The sequence below is a fragment of the Streptomyces sp. NPDC086080 genome (assembly GCF_044540255.1).
Lineage (GTDB): Bacteria > Actinomycetota > Actinomycetes > Streptomycetales > Streptomycetaceae > Streptomyces.
On record NZ_JBITRU010000012.1, the window covers coordinates 16,841 to 38,764 of the forward strand.

Below are 21,924 nucleotides of genomic sequence, written 5' to 3' on the forward strand. Positions count from 1 at the left end.
CCCCCGTGTCCGTCCTCTCGAAGATCATGCGTGCAGGCGAAGGCAAAATCCTGCGCAAGCTGCACCGCATCGCGGACCAGGTCAACTCCATCGAAGAGGACTTCGAAGGCCTCTCCGACGCCGAGCTGCGGGCCCTCACCGATGAGTACAAGCAGCGGTACGCCGACGGTGAGAGCCTGGACGACCTGTTGCCCGAAGCCTTCGCCACCGTCCGCGAGGCCGCCAAGCGCACCCTGGGCCAGCGGCACTACGACGTCCAGATGATGGGCGGCGCCGCTCTCCACATGGGCTACGTGGCCGAGATGAAGACCGGTGAGGGCAAGACCCTCGTCGGCACCCTGCCCGCGTACCTCAACGCCCTGTCCGGTGAGGGCGTCCACATCATCACGGTCAACGACTACCTGGCCGAGCGCGACTCCGAGACGATGGGCCGCGTCCACCGCTTCCTCGGCCTGAGCGTCGGCTGCATCCTCGCCAACATGACGCCGGCTCAGCGCCGCGAGCAGTACGCCAGCGACATCACGTACGGCACGAACAACGAGTTCGGCTTCGACTATCTGCGCGACAACATGGCGTGGTCGAAGGAGGAGCTCGTCCAGCGCGGCCACAACTTCGCCATCGTCGACGAGGTCGACTCGATCCTCATCGACGAGGCCCGTACGCCGCTGATCATCTCCGGTCCGGCGGACCAGGCCACCAAGTGGTACGGCGACTTTGCCAAGCTGGTCAAGCGGCTCAAGCGCGGCGAGCCGGGCAACCCGCTCAAGGGCATCGAGGAGACCGGCGACTACGAGGTCGACGAGAAGAAGCGCACGGTCGCGATCCACGAGTCCGGTGTGGCCAAGGTCGAGGACTGGCTGGGAATCGACAACCTGTACGAGTCGGTGAACACCCCGCTGGTGGGCTACCTGAACAACGCCATCAAGGCCAAGGAGCTCTTCAAGAAGGACAAGGACTACGTCATCATCGATGACGAAGTCATGATCGTGGACGAGCACACCGGCCGTATCCTCGCCGGCCGCCGGTACAACGAGGGCATGCACCAGGCCATCGAGGCCAAGGAAGCGGTGCCGATCAAGGACGAGAACCAGACGCTCGCCACGATCACGCTGCAGAACTTCTTCCGCCTCTACAAGCGCCACGACCACAACGGCAAGGAAGTCCCCGGCCTCTCCGGCATGACCGGTACGGCGATGACCGAGGCCGCCGAGTTCCACCAGATCTACAAGCTCGGCGTGGTGCCCATCCCGACCAACCGGCCGATGGTCCGCAAGGACCAGTCGGACCTGATCTACCGCACCGAGGTCGCCAAGTTCGAGGCGGTCGTCGACGACATCGAGGAGAAGCACCGCAAGGGGCAGCCGATCCTCGTCGGCACGACGTCGGTGGAGAAGTCCGAGTACCTCTCGCAGCAGCTCAGCAAGCGCGGCATCCAGCACGAGGTGCTGAACGCCAAGCACCACGAGCGGGAGGCGCAGATCGTCGCCCAGGCCGGCCGCAAGGGCAGCGTCACCGTGGCCACCAACATGGCCGGCCGCGGTACGGACATCAAGCTCGGCGGCAACCCCGAGGACCTCGCCGAGGCGGAGCTGCGCCAGCGCGGCCTCGACCCCGAGGAGCACATCGAGGAGTGGGCGCACGCGCTGCCCGAGGCGATGGCGCGCGCCGAGGAGGCGGTCAAGGCCGAGAAGGACGAGGTCGAGAAGAACGGCGGCCTGTACGTCCTCGGCACCGAGCGGCACGAGTCGCGGCGGATCGACAACCAGCTGCGCGGCCGTTCCGGCCGTCAGGGCGACCCGGGCGAGTCCCGCTTCTACCTCTCGCTCGGTGACGACCTGATGCGGCTGTTCAAGGCCCAGATGGTCGAGCGCGTGATGTCCATGGCGAACGTGCCGGACGATGTGCCGATCGAGAACAAGATGGTCACCCGCGCGATCGCGTCCGCCCAGTCGCAGGTGGAGACGCAGAACTTCGAGACGCGTAAGAACGTCCTGAAGTACGACGAGGTCCTCAACCGGCAGCGCGAGGTCATCTACGGCGAGCGGCGCCGGGTCCTGGAGGGTGAGGACCTGCAGGAGCAGATCCAGCACTTCATGGACGACACCATCGAGGCCTACGTCCAGGCGGAGACCGCCGAGGGCTTCCCCGAGGACTGGGACCTGGACCGGCTGTGGGGCGCGTTCAAGCAGCTCTACCCGGTGAGCATCACCGTCGAGGCGCTGGAGGAGGAGGCCGGTGACCGGGCCGGTCTGACGGCGGAGTTCATCTCCGAGTCCATCCAGGACGACATCCGCGCCCAGTACCAGGCCCGTGAGGCGCAGCTCGGCTCCGAGATCATGCGTGAGCTGGAGCGCCGGGTCGTGCTGTCGGTCCTGGACCGCAAGTGGCGTGAGCACCTCTACGAGATGGACTATCTCCAGGAGGGCATCGGCCTGCGCGCGATGGCGCAGAAGGACCCGCTGGTCGAGTACCAGCGCGAGGGCTTCGACATGTTCACCGCGATGATGGACGGCATCAAGGAGGAGTCCGTCGGCTATCTGTTCAACCTGGAGGTCCAGGTCGAGCAGCAGGTCGAGGAGGTCCCGGTCGAGGACGTCAAGCCGGTGGCCGACCTGGAGAAGCAGGACGTGGTGCCCGCGCAGGCGGGGCCCCGCCCGGAGATCCGCGCCAAGGGGCTCGACGCCCCGCAGCGGCGGAACCTGCACTTCTCGGCGCCGACGGTGGACGGCGAGGGCGGCACCATCGAGGGCGACTTCGCCACCGACGACGAGCCGGTGCGCTCCGAGGCGGACGGCCTCACGCGCGCGGAGCGCCGCAAGCAGGCGCGGGGCGGGCGTCGCCGGAAGAAGTGAGCGGTGCCGCTCCCGTGCCGGAGCGGCGGTGCGAGCAGGCCGAGGGCCGGACACCTCAGGGTGTCCGGCCCTCGGGCGTGGGGCGGGTGTTCAGCGGGCCGGCACGCGCCGTGGACGGTGCGGACGGGGGCCGCCCAGCTCCACGGCGGTGCAGCGCCAGCGCAGATCGCGGCCCCGTTCCAGGCGGAAGGCCATGGCGCGCAGTCTGTCCCCGGCGCCGATCCGGGCGAACGCCTCGATGGCGCCCTCGCGGGGCTCGAACCAGCCGATGTCGCGCACGACGGGGCGGACACCGCGGGTGCGCAGCGGCCCGCGTTCGGCGAGCCGGATCAGCTCGTCGTAGGCCTGGCCGGCGGTGTGCCGCAGCATCGCGTGCACGGGCCGCTGCCCGCTGAGGACGGCGAGGAGCAGTTCGGCGAAGCGGTCGGTGGGCCGGGGCGGCGGCGCGACGGGCCGGCGGGCGGTCCGTCCGGTGGCCCGGGGGACGACGGGGGCCACGGGGACGACGGGGACGGTGGGGACCACGGGGGCCACGGGGACGGTGGGGACGTCGGGGCCGACCGTGCGGGCGCGGTCGGCCGTCGGCGCCGTCCGGGTCCCCCGGCCCGACGCCACCGGGGAGGCGGGTCCTCGGCTCCGGTTCGCGCGGCTCGCCGGACGGTTGTCGGCGGGGCGTCGCGAGAGCCCGGCGGTCCCTGGCCGGCGCCCGCCGGGGGACGGCGCGGGAGGGGTTCTGACGGAGGGGGTGCGGGGCGGTGCGGTGCCGGTGGGCGACGGGCCCGTGCCGGGGGAGGAGGCGCGCGCGGTGCTGCCCGCCGGGGAGGGCGGGCCCGGGGCTGCCGGCCCTTCCGCGGGCGGGTGAGCGGGTCCGGCGGCGGAGGGCGCCGGACCCGTCCGGGCGGCGGGGGGACGGGGGAGGGGACGGTGCCTGGTCATGACCTTGTGCATGGGGGGACCCCGTTCGACGGGCGCCCGGACCGGCAGGGGGAGCCGGGGATACCGGGCGGTAACTTGCGGTTGGGGATCTTGTACGGGGTGGTGGAGGACGGGGGCAAGGAGCGGCGAGGCGGGCCGGGACGGCAGCAGGATTCACTTATCCGAGTGACCCGGGCGCCCGTCGGGCCCGTACCGGTGCGGGCGTACCGGGTGAAGTCAGGGACTGAGGCTGACGTGCGCGGGGGTGTGGGCAGGGACCCGATGGGGGACACCGGGACGTATCCTGAGTGACCCTGCGGAACTCCCGAGCACACGAAAGCGGCCGGCCATGCGCGTCTACGTCCCCTTGACCCTCCCCGGGCTCGCCGAGGCGTACCGGACGGGCCGGCTGGGTGACGGGCCCTTCGTCGCGTACGCCGTGACGCCCGTGCTGCGCGAGTGGTACGTCTCCGACGACATCGAGGAACTGGAGTACGCCGCGCTGAGCCGCGCCGCGCTGGCCTCGCTGCGACTGCTGGCGGCGGACGCCGGTGCGCCGCGGCGCCGGGTCGTGGTCGCCGTCGACGTGTCCGACGGCGCGGCCCGGACGGATCCCGACCGGGGACTCGACCCGGCCACGCTCGGTGAGGTGCGGGTCGCCGGCCCCGTACGGCTGGCCGAGGCGGCCGCGGTGCACGTGGACGCGCAGGACGCGGAGGCGGACGTGGCGGCCGCGGCGGACGCGCTGCCCGCGGCGGACGGCGGTGACGACGACGCGCAGTTCGCCGTGGACGGCGCGGAGGACCACGAGCTGCTGTGGTACGCCACCCAGGAGATCCCCAGCCTGGTGGGCTGACCTGCGGCGGTGCCGGATGTCGGTGGGGGCGGGTACCGTTTTCGGGCATGGGGACGCACAGGGACGCACACATCGTCTGGGACTGGAACGGCACGCTGTTCCACGATGTCGACGCGGTCATCGGGGCGACGAACGCGGCGTTCGCCGAGCTGGGCCTGGAGCCGCTCACACTGGAGCGGTACCGGGAGCTGTACTGCGTGCCGGTGCCGAAGTTCTATGAGCGGCTCATGGGGCGGCTGCCGACCGAGGCCGAGTGGGAGCTGATGGACGTCACCTTCCACCGCCACTACACGGAGCACCGGGTGCGGTGCGGGCTCGCCGAAGGTGTGGTGGAGCTGCTGGCGGGATGGGCGGGGGCCGGCCGCAGCCAGTCGATCCTCAGCATGTACGGGCACGAGGACCTGGTCCCGCTGGTGCGGGGCTTCGGGATCGAGCCGCACTTCCTCCGGGTCGACGGGCGCACAGGACCGTCCGGCGGCAGCAAGGCGGAGCACATGGCACGCCACCTCGGGGCGCTGACCGGGGTCGAGGCGGCGCGCACGGTGGTGATCGGCGACGCGGCCGATGACGCGCTGGCCGCCCGGCACGTGGGAGCGCGCGCCGTGCTGTACACCGGCGGTTCCCATGGGCGGGCCAGTCTGGAGGCGGTGGGGGTCCCGGTGGTGGACACCCTGCGGGAAGCCGTGGCGGAGGCGGAGCGCCTGGCGGCGACGGCCTGACGGGCCACTGGCCCCGGCGGGGCGGAGCGACCTGCGCCCCCTCCGCTCGGGATCCTCCCGGCTCCGGGACTTCCGGCCCCGTCGGTGGCATCCGTGCCGCCGGTCGTGTTCCCTGGCGCTTCCGGGGCCCGCTGCGCCAGGCGGGGGTCGGTATCCGGCACGTCCGCCTGGACTGATCCGACCGCTCTCCGCCCCCGCCGCCCCTTCCCGTCCCGAACCTGGGGCTCCGCCCCAGACCCCGCTCCTCAAACGCCGGAGGGGCTGACAGCCGGCCTCCGCGTCCGGGATCCTGACCTCCGGGCCGGGTGGCGGTTGGCCTCCGGGGTTCGGCGGTCCGGCCTGTCGGGCGGCACGGGCCTCTCGGGGCTTCCTGCCTCAGGGTGCCTTGGCGGCTCCGGTCCCCGGACGGCAGGTCCCTGGGCCCGAGGTGCCCGGGTGCGGTCTTCGGGCCCGTGGGGCCGGGATTCTCGGGCTGCTCGGTTGCACGGGTGTTCTGGGGGCGTTCCCGGTCGCCCGCACGGATCGTGCCTCACGACGTGGTGGAGGGGATCAAGCAGGGAGCGTTCCGGTTCGAGGCCCGTGGCGATCTCCGTGGAGACGGCAGCCCGGGAAGCGTCCCGGTGAGGTGGGTGGAACGTCGGACGGCGCGCGGTCACCGCCCCTGGCCCGCGCAGGCCGACGCCTTGATCCGCTGCCCCCCGGGCGGACACCGGGCGGGAGGCCATCCGCACGGGACGCGCGGGGAAAGCGCACTGTGCAGAACGTCAAAGTTCGTGCCCCGGTTTTGTACACATACGGCTCATGACGGGGCCCCCGCAGGGAGCGATAGCCTTGGTGGCGTGATCAGCGCGATAGCTCGCGGGGACATCGGTGTCCCTGCTGTGCGCCCGGCGAGCACGGACGACATCCGTGACCGGGTGGCAGTCGCTGGTCTTCGCGGGCGGCTCGGGACGCGGCGCACCCCAGGGGGGCAGACGCCACCGAGAGCAGAGTCACACACGCCGAGCGCGTCACATTCGGCCGAGAAACCCCCGCTCATCTCACCTTGCGGCATAGCGTCGGCACAGACCGGACACCCCGTGTCGTACCACCGCACCACAGGGCCTGAGACCGTACTTCCTTCTACGTCACGCAATGGCGCGCGACAGGAGCCAGAGGACCATGCAGACCAAGCTGGACGAAGCCAAGGCCGAGCTGCTCGAACGGGCCGCCCGGGTAGCTGAGAACAGCCCGGCCGGGGGGAAACTGCCGACTGGGACGACGGACAAGGGCATGCCCGACCGGGACACCGTGCTCGAGTTCCTCCAGCGCTACTACCTGCACACCGCCCCCGAGGACCTGACCGACCGCGACCCGGTCGACCTCTTCGGAGCCGCCTTCTCGCACTTCCGGCTCGCCGAGAGCCGCCCCCAGGGCACCGCCAACGTCCGGGTCCACACCCCGACCGTCGAGGAGAACGGCTGGACCTGCAGCCACTCCGTCGTCGAGGTGGTCACCGACGACATGCCCTTCCTGGTCGACTCGGTCACCAATGAGCTGACCCGTCAGGGACGTGGCATCCACGTCGTCATCCACCCGCAGGTCATGGTCCGCCGGGACGTCACCGGCAAGCTGATCGAGGTGCTCACCACCCCGGTCGGCGGCGACCTCCCCCAGGACACGCGTGACCTTCCGCACGACACGCACGTCGAGTCCTGGATCCATGTGGAGATCGACCGCGAGACCGACCGCGGCGACCTCAAGCAGATCAACGCCGATCTGCTGCGCGTCCTGTCCGACGTCCGCGAGGCCGTCGAGGACTGGGGCAAGATGCGCCAGACCGCGACCGCGCTGTCCGAGACGCTGGCCGAGGAGCCCGTCCCCGCCGACCTGCCCGCGCCGCGGCTCGAGGAGGCCCGCGAGCTGCTGCGCTGGCTCGCCGACGACCACTTCACCTTCCTCGGCTACCGGGAGTACGAGCTGCGCGAGGACGACTCGCTGGCCGCGGTCCCCGGGACCGGCCTCGGCATCCTGCGCTCCGACCCGCACCACGACGGCGAGGAGAGCCACCCGGTCAGCCCGTCCTTCCAGCGGCTGCCCGCCGACGCCCGCGCCAAGGCGCGCGAGCACAAGGTCCTGGTGCTCACCAAGGCGAACAGCCGGGCCACCGTGCACCGGCCCTCGTACCTGGACTACATCGGCGTCAAGAAGTTCGACGCGGACGGCAACGTCGTCGGTGAGCGGCGCTTCCTCGGCCTGTTCTCGTCCGCCGCCTACACCGAGTCCGTGCGCCGGGTCCCGGTGATCCGCCGCAAGGTCGAGGAGGTCCTGGAGCGGGCCGGCTTCTCGCCGCACAGCCACGACGGACGCGACCTGCTCCAGATCCTGGAGACGTACCCGCGCGACGAGCTGTTCCAGACCCCGGCCGACGAGCTCCAGTCCATCGTGACCTCGGTGCTCTACCTCCAGGAGCGCCGCCGGCTGCGGCTCTACCTGCGCCAGGACGAGTACGGGCGCTACTACTCCGCCCTCGTCTACCTGCCGCGCGACCGCTACACCACCGGTGTGCGCCTGCGGATCATCGACATCCTCAAGGAGGAGCTCGGCGGTATCAGCGTCGACTTCACCGCGTGGAACACCGAGTCGGTCCTCTCCCGGCTGCACTTCGTGGTGCGCGTCCCGCAGGGCACCGAACTGCCGGTCCTGTCCGACGCCGACAAGGAACGCATCGAGGCCCGGCTCGTCGACGCCGCCCGTTCCTGGGCCGACGGCTTCAGCGAGGCGCTGACCGCCGAGTTCGGCGAGGAGCGCGCGGCCGAGCTGCTGCGCCGCTACGCGGGCGCCTTCCCCGAGGGCTACAAGGCCGACCACTCCCCGCGCAGCGCCGTCGCCGACCTGGTCCGCGTCGAACTCCTCGATGAGCAGCGGAACTTCGAGCTCAGTCTGTACGAGCCGGTGGGCGCCGCCCCCGAGGTGCGCCGCTTCAAGATCTACCGCAAGGGCGAGGCCGTCTCGCTCTCCGCGGTGCTGCCGGTGCTCCAGCGGCTCGGTGTCGAGGTTGTCGACGAGCGGCCGTACGAGCTGCGCTGCTCGGACCGGAGCGTGGCCTGGATCTACGACTTCGGTCTGCGCATGCCCAAGGCGCCGGGCGGCGGCCTGGACTACCTCGGCGACGACGCCCGTGAGCGGTTCCAGGACACCTTCGCGGCGACCTGGACCGGCAAGGCGGAGAACGACGGGTTCAACGCCCTCGTGCTGAGCGCCGGGCTGACCTGGCGGCAGGCCATGGTGCTGCGGGCGTACGCCAAGTACCTGCGCCAGGCCGGTTCCACCTTCAGCCAGGACTACATGGAGGACACCCTCCGCCACAACGTCCACACCACCCGGCTGCTCGTCTCCCTGTTCGAGGCGCGGATGTCGCCGGACCGGCAGCGCGCCGGGTACGAACTGGTGGACGCCCTGCTGGAGGAGGTCGACGCCGCCCTCGACCAGGTGGCCTCGCTGGACGAGGACCGCATCCTGCGCTCCTTCCTCACCGTCATCAAGGCGACGCTGCGCACCAACTTCTTCCAGGAGGCGAGCGGCGGCGTGCCGCACGACTACGTCTCCATGAAGTTCGACCCGCAGGCCATCCCGGACCTCCCGGCGCCGCGCCCGGCGTTCGAGATCTGGGTGTACTCGCCGCGTGTCGAGGGCGTGCACCTGCGCTTCGGCAAGGTCGCGCGCGGCGGTCTGCGCTGGTCGGACCGCCGTGAGGACTTCCGTACCGAGATCCTCGGTCTGGTCAAGGCGCAGATGGTGAAGAACACCGTCATCGTGCCGGTCGGCGCCAAGGGCGGCTTCGTCGCCAAGCAGCTGCCCGACCCGAACGCCGACCGGGACGCCTGGATGGCGGAGGGCGTCGCCAGCTACCGGACGTTCATCTCGGCGCTGCTCGACATCACCGACAACATGGTGGCCGGCGAGGTCGTGCACCCGGTGGACGTCGTCCGGCACGACGAGGACGACACCTATCTCGTCGTCGCCGCCGACAAGGGCACCGCGAAGTTCTCGGACATCGCCAACGAGGTCGCCGAGTCCTACAACTTCTGGCTCGGTGACGCCTTCGCCTCCGGTGGCTCGGCCGGCTACGACCACAAGGGCATGGGCATCACCGCCCGCGGTGCCTGGGAGTCCGTCAAGCGGCACTTCCGGGAACTGGGCGTGGACACCCAGAGCCAGGACTTCACGGCCGTCGGCATCGGCGACATGTCCGGTGACGTGTTCGGCAACGGCATGCTGCTCAGCGAGCACATCCGGCTGGTCGCCGCCTTCGACCACCGGCACATCTTCCTCGACCCGAACCCGGACGCGGCCGTCTCCTACGCCGAGCGCCGCCGGCTGTTCGAGCTGCCGCGCAGTTCCTGGGCCGACTACAACACCGAACTGCTGTCGGCCGGTGGCGGGGTCTTCCCCCGCAGCGCCAAGTCCGTACCCCTCAACGCGAAGATCCGCGAGGCCCTCGGCATCGACGACGGCGTCACCAAGATGACCCCGGCCGACCTGATGAAGACGATTCTCACGGCACCGGTGGACCTGCTGTGGAACGGCGGCATCGGCACGTACGTCAAGGCGTCCACGGAGTCCCACACCGACGTCGGCGACAAGGCCAACGACCCCATCCGGGTCGACGGCAAGGACCTGCGGGCCGCCGTCGTCGGCGAGGGCGGCAACCTGGGCATGACCCAGCTCGGCCGGATCGAGTTCGCGCTGCACGGCGGCCGGCTCAACTCCGACGCGATCGACAACAGCGCCGGCGTGGACACCTCCGACCACGAGGTGAACATCAAGATCCTGCTGAACGGTCTCGTCAAGGAAGGCGACATGACCGTCAAGCAGCGCAACAAGCTGCTCGCGGAGATGACCAACGACGTCGGCGCCATGGTGCTGCGCACCAACTACGCGCAGAACACGGCCATCGCCAACGCGCTCGCCCAGTCCAAGGACATGATGCACGCGCAGCAGCGCTTCCTGAAGCACCTGGTGCGCGAGGGGCATCTGGACCGGGCGCTGGAGTTCCTGCCCACCGACCGCCAGATCCGCGAGCGGCTCACCGCCGGGCAGGGCCTGACCGGACCGGAGACGGCCGTCCTGCTCGCGTACACGAAGATCACGGTCGCCGACGAGCTGCTGCACACCTCGCTGCCCGACGACCCGTATCTGAAGGTGCTGCTGCACGCCTACTTCCCGGCCGCGCTGCGCGAACAGTTCCCCGAGCACATCGACAGCCACCCGCTGCGCCGTGAGATCACCACGACGGTGCTGGTCAACGACACGGTCAACACGGGCGGTACGACGTATCTGCACCGGATGCGCGAGGAGACCGGGGCGTCCCTGGAGGAGATCGTCCGGGCGCAGACCGCGGCCCGCGCGATCTTCCGCTCCTCGGCGGTGTGGGACGCCGTCGAGGCGCTCGACAACAAGGTCGACGCGGAGGTGCAGACCCGGATCCGGCTGCACTCGCGCCGCCTGGTGGAGCGTGGCACGCGCTGGCTGCTCAACAACCGGCCGCAGCCGCTGGAGCTGGCGGAGACGGTGGAGTTCTTCGCCGAGCGGGTCGAGCAGGTGTGGACGCAGCTGCCGAAGCTGCTGCGCGGCGCGGACCTCGACTGGTACCAGAAGATCTACGACGAGCTGAGCGGCGTCGGTGTGCCGGACGAGCTGGCCACCCGGGTCGCCGGGTTCTCCTCCGCCTTCCCGACCCTCGACATCGTGTCGGTGGCCGACCGGACGGGCAAGGAGCCGCTGGACGTCGCCGAGGTGTACTACGACCTCGGTGACCGGCTGCGGATCACTCAGCTGATGGACCGCATCATCGAGCTGCCGCGCGCCGACCGCTGGCAGTCCATGGCCCGCGCCGCGATCCGCGAGGACCTCTACGCGGCGCACGCGGCGGTGACCTCGGACGTGCTGGCGGTGGGCAACGGCTCCTCGACGCCGCAGCAACGGTTCGCCGTGTGGGAGCAGAAGAACGCGGCGCTGCTGGGCCGGGCGCGCGTCACGCTGGAGGAGATCCACAGCTCGGACTCGTTCGATCTGGCCAACCTGTCGGTGGCGATGCGGACGATGCGGACGCTGCTGCGGTCGCACTCCTAGGCGCCGGGGCGTCGCACGGGCGGCGCGGGTCGTCGCCGGGGCGACGCGGATGGCGCGGGGTGTCGCGCGAGGACGAGGGGCGTCCCGGACTTTCGGGTCCGGGGCGCCCCTCGTCCTTGTGGTGCCTTAGGTGGGCATACCGGGGTGAAGCGGTGGATGCGGGTCGTTATGGGCTATGGCTCCCCTGTGACTGTGCGATCCTCGTCGTCCGACGCGTCCGGGAAGGCCGGCGCGTCCCGCGCCGCGGCCCATCCGGCGGCCGTCGGCCGGACCATAGCCCCGGTCGTCGCCGGACTCGTCCTCGTCCTGCTGGTCCTGACGGTCGTACGCCTCCCCTGGGCCGGTGACCTGGGCATGCACGCGGCGACCGTGCAGCGGCTGCGACACAGCCCGCTCGACCCCGGCAACCCCCTGGTCGATGCGGACATCACGAGCCCGTACTACTCGCCGTGGATGCTGCTGCTCGGCGGCCTGGCCCGGATGACGGGCCTCGGCGTGTTCGTGATCCTGCGGGTGGCCGCAGTGGCCGGGCTGGTACTGCTGGTGACGGGCGTGTGGCGGTACGTACGGACGCTGAGCGCGCACCCGGCCGCGCCGGCGCTCGCCCTGCTGAGCCTGCTGCTGCTGTGGGGCACGACCCCGTTCCTGTGGAGCGGCTTCCCGGGGCTCCACTCGCTCGCGCTGACGATGGCGTATCCGAGCACGTTCACCCTCGGGCTCGCGTTCCACTTCTGGGCCTGGCTGACGGGGGCCGTGCGCGGGCCGGCGACGCGCTGGGGGGTGTGGCCCGGGCTGGGGGTGCTGTGGGCGGTGATTCTGCTCTGCCACCAGTTCTCGGGGGTCGTGGCCTCGGTCGGGGCGGTCGCCACGCTGGTCGCGGCGCGGGCCGGGCGGGGGGTGTGGCCGCGGGTGGCTGTCGCGTGGGCGGTGGGGGTGGTGGTGCTGTGGGCATGGCCGTACTACGACTTCTTCGCGCTGTTCGGTGCGGCGGGGGCCGGGCTGGAGCCCGTGCACCGGGTGCTGTACGAGGACCCGGTCGCCCGGTACGGGCTGGTGCTGCTGGGGGTGCCCGCGCTGGTGGTGAGGTGGCGTCGTGATCACAGGGACGCGCTGGTGGTCTTCTTCGTGCTGGGGGCGCTGATCGCGGTGGCGGGGTGGGTGAGCGGCCACTACGCGTGGGGGCGGGCCCTGCCGGCGGCGGTGATCCCGGCGCAGCTCGCGGCGGCGCTGGCGGTGGTCGGGGCGGGGCCGGCGATGGTCGGGGCGGGACGGCGGTGGGCGTCCGGTGCGTGGGCGGTGCTGCTTGCCGGGGGGCTCCTGGTCGGGGCGTGGGCGCAGTCGGGGGCGGTGGGGTATGTGGTGCCGCGCGGGGCGCTGCCGGGGGTGGTGGCGGAGCGGTACCGGGTGCCGTGGACGGGGTACCGGTGGATCACGCCGTGGGTGCGGTACGGCGATGTGGTGATGGCGGAGGGGCGGGCGGCGCGGCAGATTCCGGCGTACGGGCCGTATACGGTCGCGCCGGGGTATCCCGATTTCTTCCTGCCGGACGAGGAGCGTCGTACGGCGGTGACGGGGACGTACTTCGCGGAGGGGACGGCGGAGGCTGTGCGGCGGGGGGTGGAGCGGGAGTACGGGGTGCGGTGGGTGGTGGACCGGCGTGGGGTGCTGGCGGGTACGGGGTTGCGGGAGGTGGCTCGGGGGCCGGAGGGGCAGGTGCTGTATGCGGTGCCTTGAGAGGGCTGGGCCTGGGGTGGGGGTGGGTGCGGTGGGGGTCGGGCCGTTGTTCTCGCCCCCGCCGCCCCTTCCCGTCCCGTCCCTGGGGCTGTGCCCCAGACCCCCTTCGGCCCTGAACGGGCCTCGTCCTCAAACGCCGGACGGGCTGCGAGGTGGGCGGGGTGGGAGGTGGGCGGGGTGGGAGGGGTCAGCGCAGGGCGGCTGTGGCCAGGTGGGTGGCTTTGGGGAGTGGGGGGTGGGGCAGGTGGCGGAGGGCCGCTGTGATGCCGGTCGGGGTCCAGCGGAGCTGGAGGCGGCCGGGGCCGTGGCCCTCCGGTTCGATCGTGACCCGGTGGGGGGTCGCGCCGGAGCGGTAGGGGACGCGGGTGGTGCGGGGCGGGAAGTCGAGGGGGGCGAGGAGGAGGCCCCGGTTGTTCTGGCCGCCGCAGCTGAGGCGGACCAGTGGGTGGCGCACCCCGGCGAAGCCGCTCAGTGGGAGGTGTGCCGCCGCCGGGTCGAGGCGGACCCGGCCCTCGAAGACGCCGGGCCGCACCGGCGAGAGCCGGAAGGGGACGGTGAGCCGGTGCCGGCCGGGGGCGATGACGAGGCTCGCGCGCTGGGGGCCGACCGGGAGGCGCAGGGCCGGGTCGTAGGTGCGTACGGTCAGGTCGACGGACGCGCCGGGGCCCTGGGCGATCTCCGTGATCTCGTGCCGGAACGGGGTGGCGGAGAAGGGGCGGGTGTCCGGTTCCAGGTCGGTGAGATCCAGCTCGCGGCGGGCCTCGATGGACTCGGGAACGCGGTCGCCCCAGTAGGTGCGGCCGTCCGCGTCGGTGGTCAGCCGCCGGGGGGCGACCGGGTGGCCCAGGTCCCGGGCGGCGATCCTGGCCTCGGACAGGCGGCGGTCGCGGATCAGCTGGAGCACCACCCGCTCGGAGCGGGGGAGACGGGCGTACGCGCCGGGCGACAGGGTCTCCAGGTACGGGTTCACCAGGTCCGCGAAGGCCGTCAGCCATTCCTCGTCCCGGTGGGGCAGGTCGCCCGCGTACATCCGGAAGTCGTGCTTGAGGAACTTGTGGTCCTTGTCCTCGCGCAGCGCCGCGTGCCCGCTCTCCACGAGGAACGTGTCGATCAGCCGCTGGACGTGGATCCGGTCGGCGACGTTGGTGAGCAGATGCCGCTGGTTGGATATGGACGCCGAGCGGGAGTCCGCGTACGGGGCGATGTACCAGTGGTACACCGGCTCGGGGACCACGGTGAACCGCTTCGCCAGGCAGTACGCCTGGGCCGAGAACAGCTGGTCCTCGTAGTGGATGCCCTCGGGGAAGCGCAGGTCGTGCCGGTCGAGGAAGGCGCGGGCGTACATCTTGCCGGTGGCGAGGTGCTCGAAGAAGAGACGTGGATCGTCCTCGATGCCCTCCAGGGTGCGGCGTTCGGCCACGAGGTGCGGCATCCAGGTGGAGCGGTGGCCGGTGTCCACCCGGATCCGCCGTACCGCGCCCATCGCGAAGTCGATGTCCCGCTCGCGGTGCGCGGCGAGCAGGGCGGCGACCGACTCCGGCGGGAGTTCGTCGTCGGAGTCGAGGAACATCAGGTACGGGGCACGCGCGATCTCCAGGGCGCGGTTGCGGGGCGCGCTGCAGCCGCCGCTGTTCTCCGGCAGCCGCAGGTACCGGATGCGCGGGTCGGCGGCCGCCAGGTGCCGCGCCACCCGGGGGGTGTCGTCCGTGGAGTGGTCGTCGCTGATGACGATCTCGAGGGCACGGTGGGTCTGGCGGCGCACGGACTCCACCGCGCGGGGGAGCCGTTCGGCGTCGTTGTGCACGATCACCGTCACGGTGACGTCGGGGGCCTGAGGGGTGCTCATGACGCGGTCGCCTCCTGGGGGGTGGGCGCCGGGGTGCGTTCCCCGACCGGCAGCACCGGCGGCAGCGTTGCCTCGTCCTGGCCGAGGAAGACGCGGCGTACGACGCGTTCGGCGGCGCGGCCGTCGTCGTACTCGCAGAACCTGCGCCGGAAGGCGGCCCGTGCCTTCGCCGCGCTCTCGTCGTGCCAGGCGTCCGTGGTGAGGATCTCGGTGAGTTCGTCCTGGGTGCGGGCGACGGGTCCGGGCGACTCGGCCATCAGGTCGAAGTAGACACCGCGGGTGGTGCGGTACGTGTCCCAGTCGTCGGCGTGGATGACGATCGGGCGGTCCAGGTTGGCGTAGTCGAACATGATCGACGAGTAGTCCGTGACGAGGGCGTCGGCGGCCAGGCACAGCTCCTCGACCGGGTCGTAGGAGGAGACGTCGATGACGCGGCCGGAGCGGCGCGGACCGGCCGGCGAGGAGAGGCCGGCGTCGTAGAAGTAGTGGCCGCGCACCAGCAGCACGGTGTCCTCGCCGAGGCGGTCGGCGAGCGCGGCGAGGTCCAGGCGCGGGGTCCAGGCGGCCTCGTAGTCGCGGTGGGTGGGCGCGTAGAGGACTGCCCGGCGGCCGGGCGCGATGCCCAGGCGCTCGCGGACGGCGCGGATGTCGGCGGCACCGGCCGTGTAGTAGACGTCGTTGCGCGGATAGCCGTGGTCGAGCGGGACGAACCGGGCCGGGTACGCCCTCTCCCACATGCGGGTGGTGTGGCTGTTGCTGGAGACGCTGTAGTCCCACTTGTCGACGCGCTCCAGCAGCGCGTCGAAGTCCAGGCCCTGCGCGGCCGCAGGGAAGGCCATCTGGTCCAGGCCCATGCGCTTGAGCGGGGTGCCGTGGTGGGTCTGGACGTGCACCGCGTCGGGGCGTTTGACCACCGCGTTCGGGAAGTTGACGTTGTTGACGAGGTACTTCGCGGTCGCGAGTGTCTCCCAGTAGCGGCGGGTGCCGGGGACCACGTGGTCGGTGCCGGGCGGGAGCAGCGCCGCGTTCTGTTCGGTCACCACCCACACGGGGTGGATGTGCGGGGCGAGTTCGGCGAGCTCGGCGGCGATCGCGGCCGGGTTGCAGGCGACCCCGCGGTTCCAGTAGGCGGCGAACACCGCGAGGTGGGGATCGACCGGGCGGCGCAGCGCCGTACGGTACTGGTGGTCGCGGACCCGGGAGCCGAGCCGGCTCCGTCCGGCGCGCACCGTGGAACGGACGGCGCGGCGGGCGCGGTTGGCCCGCTGGAAGGCGCGGTACCTGGTGTAGGCGCCCTCTTCGAGCAGGGAGCGGCGGACGCCCTCCAGGCCGGCGGGGCGCCGGTGTCCCTCGGGCCGGCGGCGCAGGGCGGCGAGGGAGGCGCGGTGGAAGAACTCCTCGGCCACGTCGTCGGGCATGCCGCCGCGGGCGAAGGCGCGCAGGCAGTCCCGCACCATGATCTCGTACAGCACGGTGTAGACGGCGGGGCGTTCGCGGGCGAGGTCGAGAAGGGCTTCGTAGCGGTCGACGAGGGCGAAGTGCTGCTCGGCGGTGACCGGGGGGAGGCTCGCGGGACGCAGCCTGCGGTCCTCGTGGGCGATGTGCGGCAGACAGGCGACGCGGCCGGCGAGCAGGAGGGCGGTGAGGGCGGCGCGCGGTTCGTCGTCGGTGGTGAGCTGTTCCTGGTGCGCGCGCCAGAAGGAGGCGCGCAGGACGCGGGTGCCGAGCAGCGGGGTCAGTCGCAGCAGATAGGCGCTGTCGTCCAGGGCGAGCTCGGTGCGGCCGGCGCGGGTGAGGAGGGGGCCGTCGGCCGAGGGCAGGCCGGCGCTGCGCCAGGTGCTGCGCAGGTGGTCCAGGAGCAGGACGTCGACGGTGCCGGGGAGCTCGGCGGTCCGTGCGGCGACCGTGCGGGGGCTGCCGAGCGGCAGACCGTCCTTGGCGCGGACGAAGTGCAGCCAGCGGCCGGTGGCCCGCGCGGCTCCCGCCGCCCGGGCCGCCGCGTCCGGTGTGCCGTCGGGCAGGGCCACCACCCGCACCTGGGAGGAGTGCCGCTCCGCCGTCTCGCGGGCCCAGTCGCCGACGGCGGCGACCACGACCTCGGTGTCCGGCAGGGGGCGGGCGGTGAGCGAGCCGAGGAGGCCGGTCAGGTGGTCCTGGGTGTTCGGCCCGTGGACGATGACGCTGAGCTCGGGCATCGCGGGGCTCCTTCGGCTGCTCGTCGCTCCGGATGGTCCTCTTCGGTCATATTGGCATCAATACGATGAAGCGGACACGGGGCGTAGGCCTCACGAGGGAAGCGGAACCTTCGTTTCGCCCGCCGTCGGACCCGCCGTCGGACCCGGCTTCGGACCCGGCTTCGGAGCGGCGGCGGCCCGGGGTTTCGGCGCCGGCCTCGGCCGGCCGGTGCCGTCCCCGGTGAACGCCTCGTACTCCTTGAGCACCTCGTCGGTCGGCCCGTCCATGCGCAGCTCGCCGCGCTCCAGCCAGAGCACGCGGTCGCAGGTGTCGCGGATCGACTTGTTGTTGTGGCTGACCAGGAACACCGTCCCGGCATGCCCCCGCAGCTCGCGGATCCGGGCCTCGGAGCGCCGCTGGAAGGAGCGGTCGCCGGTGGCCAGCGCCTCGTCGACGAGGAGGACGTCGTGGTCCTTGGCGGCGGCGATGGAGAAGCGCAGCCGGGCCGCCATGCCGGAGGAGTAGGTGCGCATCGGCAGGGTGATGAAGTCGCCCTTCTCGTTGATGCCGGAGAAGTCGACGATCTCCTGGTAGCGGGCCTTGATCTCCTCGCGGGACATGCCCATCGCGAGTCCGCCGAGGTGGACGTTGCGCTCGCCGGTCAGGTCGCGCATCAGCGCCGCGTTGACGCCGAGCAGGGAGGGCTGGCCGTCGGTGTAGATACGTCCGTTCTCCACCGGGAGCAGACCGGCGATGGCCTTGAGCAGGGTCGACTTGCCGCTGCCGTTGGTGCCGATCAGTCCGATGGCCTCGCCCCGGTGGGCGACGAAGGACACGTTCCGCACCGCGTGCACCCGGCGTACGCCGGAGACCTTCTCGGTGTGCTTGCGGCGCAGCATGCGGTTGAGGGCGGCGGTGGCGGTGCCGCGTCCCGCGCCGGTCCCGTTGACCCGGTAGACGATGTCGACGCCGTCGGCGATGACGGTGGGGACCTTCTGGTCGGTGGTCTCAGCCACGGCCGTACCTCTCCTCGGACTTCCAGAAGTAGACGAAACCGGCCGCGCCGACCAGCAGGGCCCAGCCCAGGGCGAACGCCCACACGTGCGGGGGCAGGTACGAGGAGCCGTAGTCGTCGATCAGGGCGAAGCGGACCAGGTCCATGTAGACCGAGGCCGGGTTCCACTGCAGCACGTCGGCGAGCCAGCCCGGGACGTCCTTGTCCTGAAGCATCGCCGGGATGCTGAACATCACGCCCGAGGCGTACATCCAGGTACGCAGCACGAACGGCATCAGCTGCGCCAGGTCGGGCGTCTTGCTGCCCATCCGCGCGAAGACCAGCGCGAGACCGGTGTTGAACACGAACTGCAGCGCCAGCGCGGGCACCACCAGCAGCCACGAAAGACCCGGGAGATTGCCGAACGCCAGCATGATCACCACGAGCACGATCATCGAGAACAGCAGCTGCTGCAGCTGCTGCAGCGCGAACGAGATCGGCAGCGAGGCCCGCGGAAAGTGCAGCGCCCGCACCAGGCCCAGGTTGCCCGAGATGGCGCGCACCCCGGCCAGCACCGAGCTCTGGGTGAAGGTGAACACGAACACGCCCGTCACCAGGAACGGCACGTAGACGTCCTTCGGGATGCCCCGGCTGGCGCCGAGCAGCAGGCCGAAGATGAAGAAGTACACCGCCGCGTTCAGCAGCGGGGTCGCCACCTGCCACAGCTGGCCCAGCTTGGCCTGGCTGTACTGGGCGGTGAGCTTCGCCTGCGAGAAGGCGACGATGAAGTGCCGCCGCCCCCAGAGCTGACGGACGTACGCGCCCAGGGACGGCCGGGCGCCACTGACCGTGAGGCCGTGCCGGGCGGCGAGGGCCGCGAGGTCTCCCTCGGCCGGTATGGGGGGCGGTGTGTGGAGGGCCTGACTCACATCCGCTGCTTTCGCTAGGGGGAGGGGTGGCAACGGGTTTCCGACGTCGGGACGGGACCGTATCGTCGTAACGGAAGCGTAGGTCGAATATACGTCGGAACGCAACCGTATCGTCGCTACGGTGGCGGCCTATGCTGGCCGCATGACGACGAACGCCGACGAGCCGCAGCCGCGTCCGCGCCGCCGGACGCCCGCCGGGGCCGCCGTACTGCGGGAGGACGTCACGGAGGCGATCCGGGCGGCCGTCTTCGAGGAGCTCGCCGCCGTCGGCTACGCGCGGATGTCGATCGAGGGGATCGCGCGCCGCGCGGGCGTCGGCAAGACGGCGGTGTACCGCCGCTGGCGCTCCAAACTGCACCTGGTCCTCGACCTGGTGTCCGCGATCGCCGTCCAGGGCCTGCCCGCGCCGGACACCGGCACCCTGGAGAGCGACCTGCGGCTGTTGTACGAGGTGAGCTCCCGCGCCCTGCGCCACCCCGTCGCCTCGCAGATCCTCCCCGACCTCCAGGCCGAGGCGGCCCGCAACCCCGACATCGCCGAGGCGCTGCAGAAGGCCCTGCGCGAAGGCCAGGACGGGGTGGCCAAGGGCATCGTCACCGCGGCGGAGGCGCGTGGCGAACTCCGCCCCGGCACCGACCACGCCCTCGCCCTCGACCTCATCTCGGGCCCGCTGTACTGGCGCTCGGTCGTCATCCGCAGCCCCAAGCTCCCGAAGGGTTACCTGGCCGCCCTGGCGAGGGCGACGACCGCGGCGCTGAAGGCGCTCTGACGCCCGCCGGGGCCGCCGTGTCCGCCTACGGCGGGGTGCCTCGGTGCCGCAGACGTTCACCGGGGTGCTGCCGTAGGGCGTCGGCACGTCGGTGCCGCCGGCCTCGACGGGCCGGTGCCGCGGGACCACGTCGTACGCCGTACGGAAAGCCGTACCGTCGCTCATGCCCCTGCCTCGTTCCCGCCGAGGGACACGGTGCGAGTGCCCGGGGCGAAGGCCCCGAAGGACTGCTCCCACGCCCCGCCGAGGGCCGGAAGCAGGTGATCCGGCCCTCGGCGGGGCGGTAGCCGGGCGGTGCACGCGGTCCCCGGGCCGGTCACGTCCCCAGAGGCGTGCCCGGGGGACACCGGCGGCGGGGCTCAGTGCCTCAGGCGCCCCAGGCGGTCGCGCAGTACGGGGACGATGCCGTGGACGCCGGTCGCCACGCGGAGGGCGAGAGAGCCGGAGTGGGTGGCGTACGGGCGCACCAGGACCACGCCGTGCCGGACGCTCGGCAGCGCGCCGCGGCGCAGCAGGCCCGGGCCCGCGAGGGCGTGGGCCGTGGCGCGGCGGGTCGAGCCGTCCCGGAAGCGCAGTCGCAGACGGAGGTCCCAGGTGCCCGTGGCGAGAGCGGCCAGCCAGTCCGGACGTACGGGTGTCTCCGCGATCCAGGTGCCTTCGGCGGAGGAGGCCCCCAGCGGCACCGTACGGCGCGCCACCACCCCGTTCCGGTCCCGGTGGCGCCACTCCAGCTCCACCTCCGCCGGACCCGCCCGCGCCACCGCGCCGTACAGCTCGTGCAGGCGCAGCCGCAGGCGGCGGGCGTGGGGGCGCAGTTCCGCGTCCACGGTGAGCGGGAGCAGGGGTGCGGGGAGGTCCTGCAGGGCCTCCAGGGTGACCTCGGGCAGGTCGTCCGACCAGCACGGCGTGCCGTCCGCCGCGCGGGCGTACGGCGGGAGGAGCCGGGCCGGCCGGGCCGCCAGCTCCTGCAGGCGGGGCAGGTCGCGCGGCTCGGGGGAGGCCAGGACGACCCGCGCGATCAGCGGCCCCGGGGCCGCCGGGTCGCGGGCCCGGTCGGCGGCGTCGTAGTCCGTGAGGAACGCCCGGGTGTGCGCCCACCACTGCCGCCGGTACTCCTCGTCGTGCAACGGCAGCTCACGCGCGTACATGCGCAGCTCGCGGTCGAGGAACTTGGCCCGTGCCCGGCGCGCCAGCAGCTTCTCCCCGGCGTCCAGCAGGATCCCGTGGGCGGTGCGGCAGGCGTGGGTGCGGGAGCGCCAGTTGTCGATGCCCGCACGGTCCAGGGAGATCGACAGCTGCCGCGCGGACCGGCGGACGTGCCAGATGTACACCCGGTCGGGGACCAGGGCGACGCGCGGCGCCGCCGCCCACACCCGCGCGGTGAACACGATGTCCTCGTAGCGGAACCGGCCTTCGGGGAAGCGGATGCCGTGTTCGCGCAGGAAGGCCGTGGCGTAGAGCTTGTTGACGCACAGCGTGTCGTGGACCAGGCGCGGGTGGCGCGCCGGGTGGGAGAGGACCGCGGGCGAGGCGTACAGGCCGGGTTCCCACGGCACCTCGCGGCCGGACGGCAGCTCACGGCGTACGCACAGGCCGCCCGCGACCTGCGCGTCCGCCCCGGTCGCCGCCGTGAGCAGGGCGTCGACCGCGCCGGGCGGCAGGAGGTCGTCGCTGTCCAGGAACATCACATGGGGCGCGGTCACCGCGTCCAGGCCGGTGTTGCGCGGGGTGCCGCAGCCGCCGCTGTTGACGGGGAGCCGGATCACCCGCAGCCGGGGCTCGCCGGCGGCCAGCCGGTCCAGGAGGTCCGCGCTGCCGTCCGTCGAGCAGTCGTCCACGGCGACGACCTCGCGCACGGCGGGGCCCTGCGCGAGCGCCGAGCGCACGGCGTCGGGCACATGGACGGCGTCGTCGTGGCCGATGACGACGACGGAGACCTGGGGGCGGTCGGGGCGGTCGGGGCGATGGGGGCGCATGGCGTCCTTGCGGTGCTATGAGCTGTTTGTCGTTCCTGCACCCCT

At 72.2% G+C, this 21,924-nt stretch carries 12 protein-coding genes; 6 read left to right on the forward strand and 6 right to left on the reverse strand.

Annotated features, from left to right (window positions below; all coding sequences use genetic code 11):
* The first annotated feature begins 5 nt into the window (after positions 1 to 5).
* Complete coding sequence (gene secA, locus ACIF9R_RS16570) at positions 6 to 2,852, forward strand: preprotein translocase subunit SecA (RefSeq protein ID WP_399980037.1); 2,847 nt, start codon at positions 6 to 8, stop codon at positions 2,850 to 2,852.
* 90 nt (positions 2,853 to 2,942) lie between these two features.
* Here secA and ACIF9R_RS16575 read toward each other — a convergent pair whose 3' ends face one another.
* Positions 2,943 to 3,467, reverse strand: coding sequence for an Rv3235 family protein (locus tag ACIF9R_RS16575; protein WP_399980040.1), 525 nt, complete (start codon positions 3,465 to 3,467; stop codon positions 2,943 to 2,945).
* A gap of 649 nt (positions 3,468 to 4,116) precedes the next feature.
* Here ACIF9R_RS16575 and ACIF9R_RS16580 point away from each other — a divergent pair.
* From ACIF9R_RS16580 to ACIF9R_RS16595, 4 genes are all read left to right on the forward strand, one after another.
* Positions 4,117 to 4,623 (forward strand): DUF6912 family protein, encoded by a 507-nt coding sequence (locus ACIF9R_RS16580; protein ID WP_399980043.1) that lies wholly within the window; start codon positions 4,117 to 4,119, stop codon positions 4,621 to 4,623.
* 47 nt (positions 4,624 to 4,670) lie between these two features.
* Complete coding sequence (locus ACIF9R_RS16585) at positions 4,671 to 5,342, forward strand: HAD family hydrolase (RefSeq protein ID WP_399980046.1); 672 nt, start codon at positions 4,671 to 4,673, stop codon at positions 5,340 to 5,342.
* A 1,161-nt stretch (positions 5,343 to 6,503) separates the two neighbouring features.
* Positions 6,504 to 11,456, forward strand: a complete 4,953-nt coding sequence (locus ACIF9R_RS16590) for an NAD-glutamate dehydrogenase (RefSeq protein WP_399980049.1) — start codon at positions 6,504 to 6,506, stop codon at positions 11,454 to 11,456.
* 186 nt (positions 11,457 to 11,642) lie between these two features.
* Positions 11,643 to 13,190 carry a hypothetical protein gene (locus ACIF9R_RS16595; protein ID WP_399980052.1) on the forward strand — a complete coding sequence of 516 codons (1,548 nt, stop codon included), beginning with the start codon at positions 11,643 to 11,645 and terminating at the stop codon, positions 13,188 to 13,190.
* Positions 13,191 to 13,377: 187 nt separating this feature from the next.
* Here ACIF9R_RS16595 and ACIF9R_RS16600 read toward each other — a convergent pair whose 3' ends face one another.
* The 4 genes from ACIF9R_RS16600 to ACIF9R_RS16615 form a co-directional block, all read right to left on the reverse strand.
* The gene (locus tag ACIF9R_RS16600; protein WP_399980055.1) at positions 13,378 to 15,036 is read right to left on the reverse strand and encodes a glycosyltransferase family 2 protein; all 1,659 of its coding nucleotides are present in this window, start codon (positions 15,034 to 15,036) and stop codon (positions 13,378 to 13,380) included.
* Positions 15,033 to 17,231 (reverse strand): CDP-glycerol glycerophosphotransferase family protein, encoded by a 2,199-nt coding sequence (locus tag ACIF9R_RS16605; RefSeq protein ID WP_399980058.1) that lies wholly within the window; start codon positions 17,229 to 17,231, stop codon positions 15,033 to 15,035. The genes ACIF9R_RS16600 and ACIF9R_RS16605 overlap by 4 nt, the downstream gene beginning before the upstream one ends.
* A 90-nt stretch (positions 17,232 to 17,321) precedes the next feature.
* Complete coding sequence (locus ACIF9R_RS16610; protein WP_399980060.1) at positions 17,322 to 18,227, reverse strand: ABC transporter ATP-binding protein; 906 nt, start codon at positions 18,225 to 18,227, stop codon at positions 17,322 to 17,324.
* Positions 18,220 to 19,134, reverse strand: a complete 915-nt coding sequence (locus ACIF9R_RS16615; protein ID WP_399980063.1) for an ABC transporter permease — start codon at positions 19,132 to 19,134, stop codon at positions 18,220 to 18,222. Before ACIF9R_RS16615 ends, ACIF9R_RS16610 begins: the two co-directional genes overlap by 8 nt.
* Before the next feature lie 142 nt (positions 19,135 to 19,276).
* Between ACIF9R_RS16615 and ACIF9R_RS16620 the strand changes: the two genes are divergently transcribed.
* Complete coding sequence (locus ACIF9R_RS16620; protein ID WP_399980065.1) at positions 19,277 to 19,903, forward strand: TetR/AcrR family transcriptional regulator; 627 nt, start codon at positions 19,277 to 19,279, stop codon at positions 19,901 to 19,903.
* A 359-nt stretch (positions 19,904 to 20,262) separates the two neighbouring features.
* Here ACIF9R_RS16620 and ACIF9R_RS16625 read toward each other — a convergent pair whose 3' ends face one another.
* Positions 20,263 to 21,879 (reverse strand): glycosyltransferase, encoded by a 1,617-nt coding sequence (locus tag ACIF9R_RS16625; RefSeq protein WP_399980068.1) that lies wholly within the window; start codon positions 21,877 to 21,879, stop codon positions 20,263 to 20,265.
* Between the last annotated feature and the right edge of the window lie 45 nt (positions 21,880 to 21,924).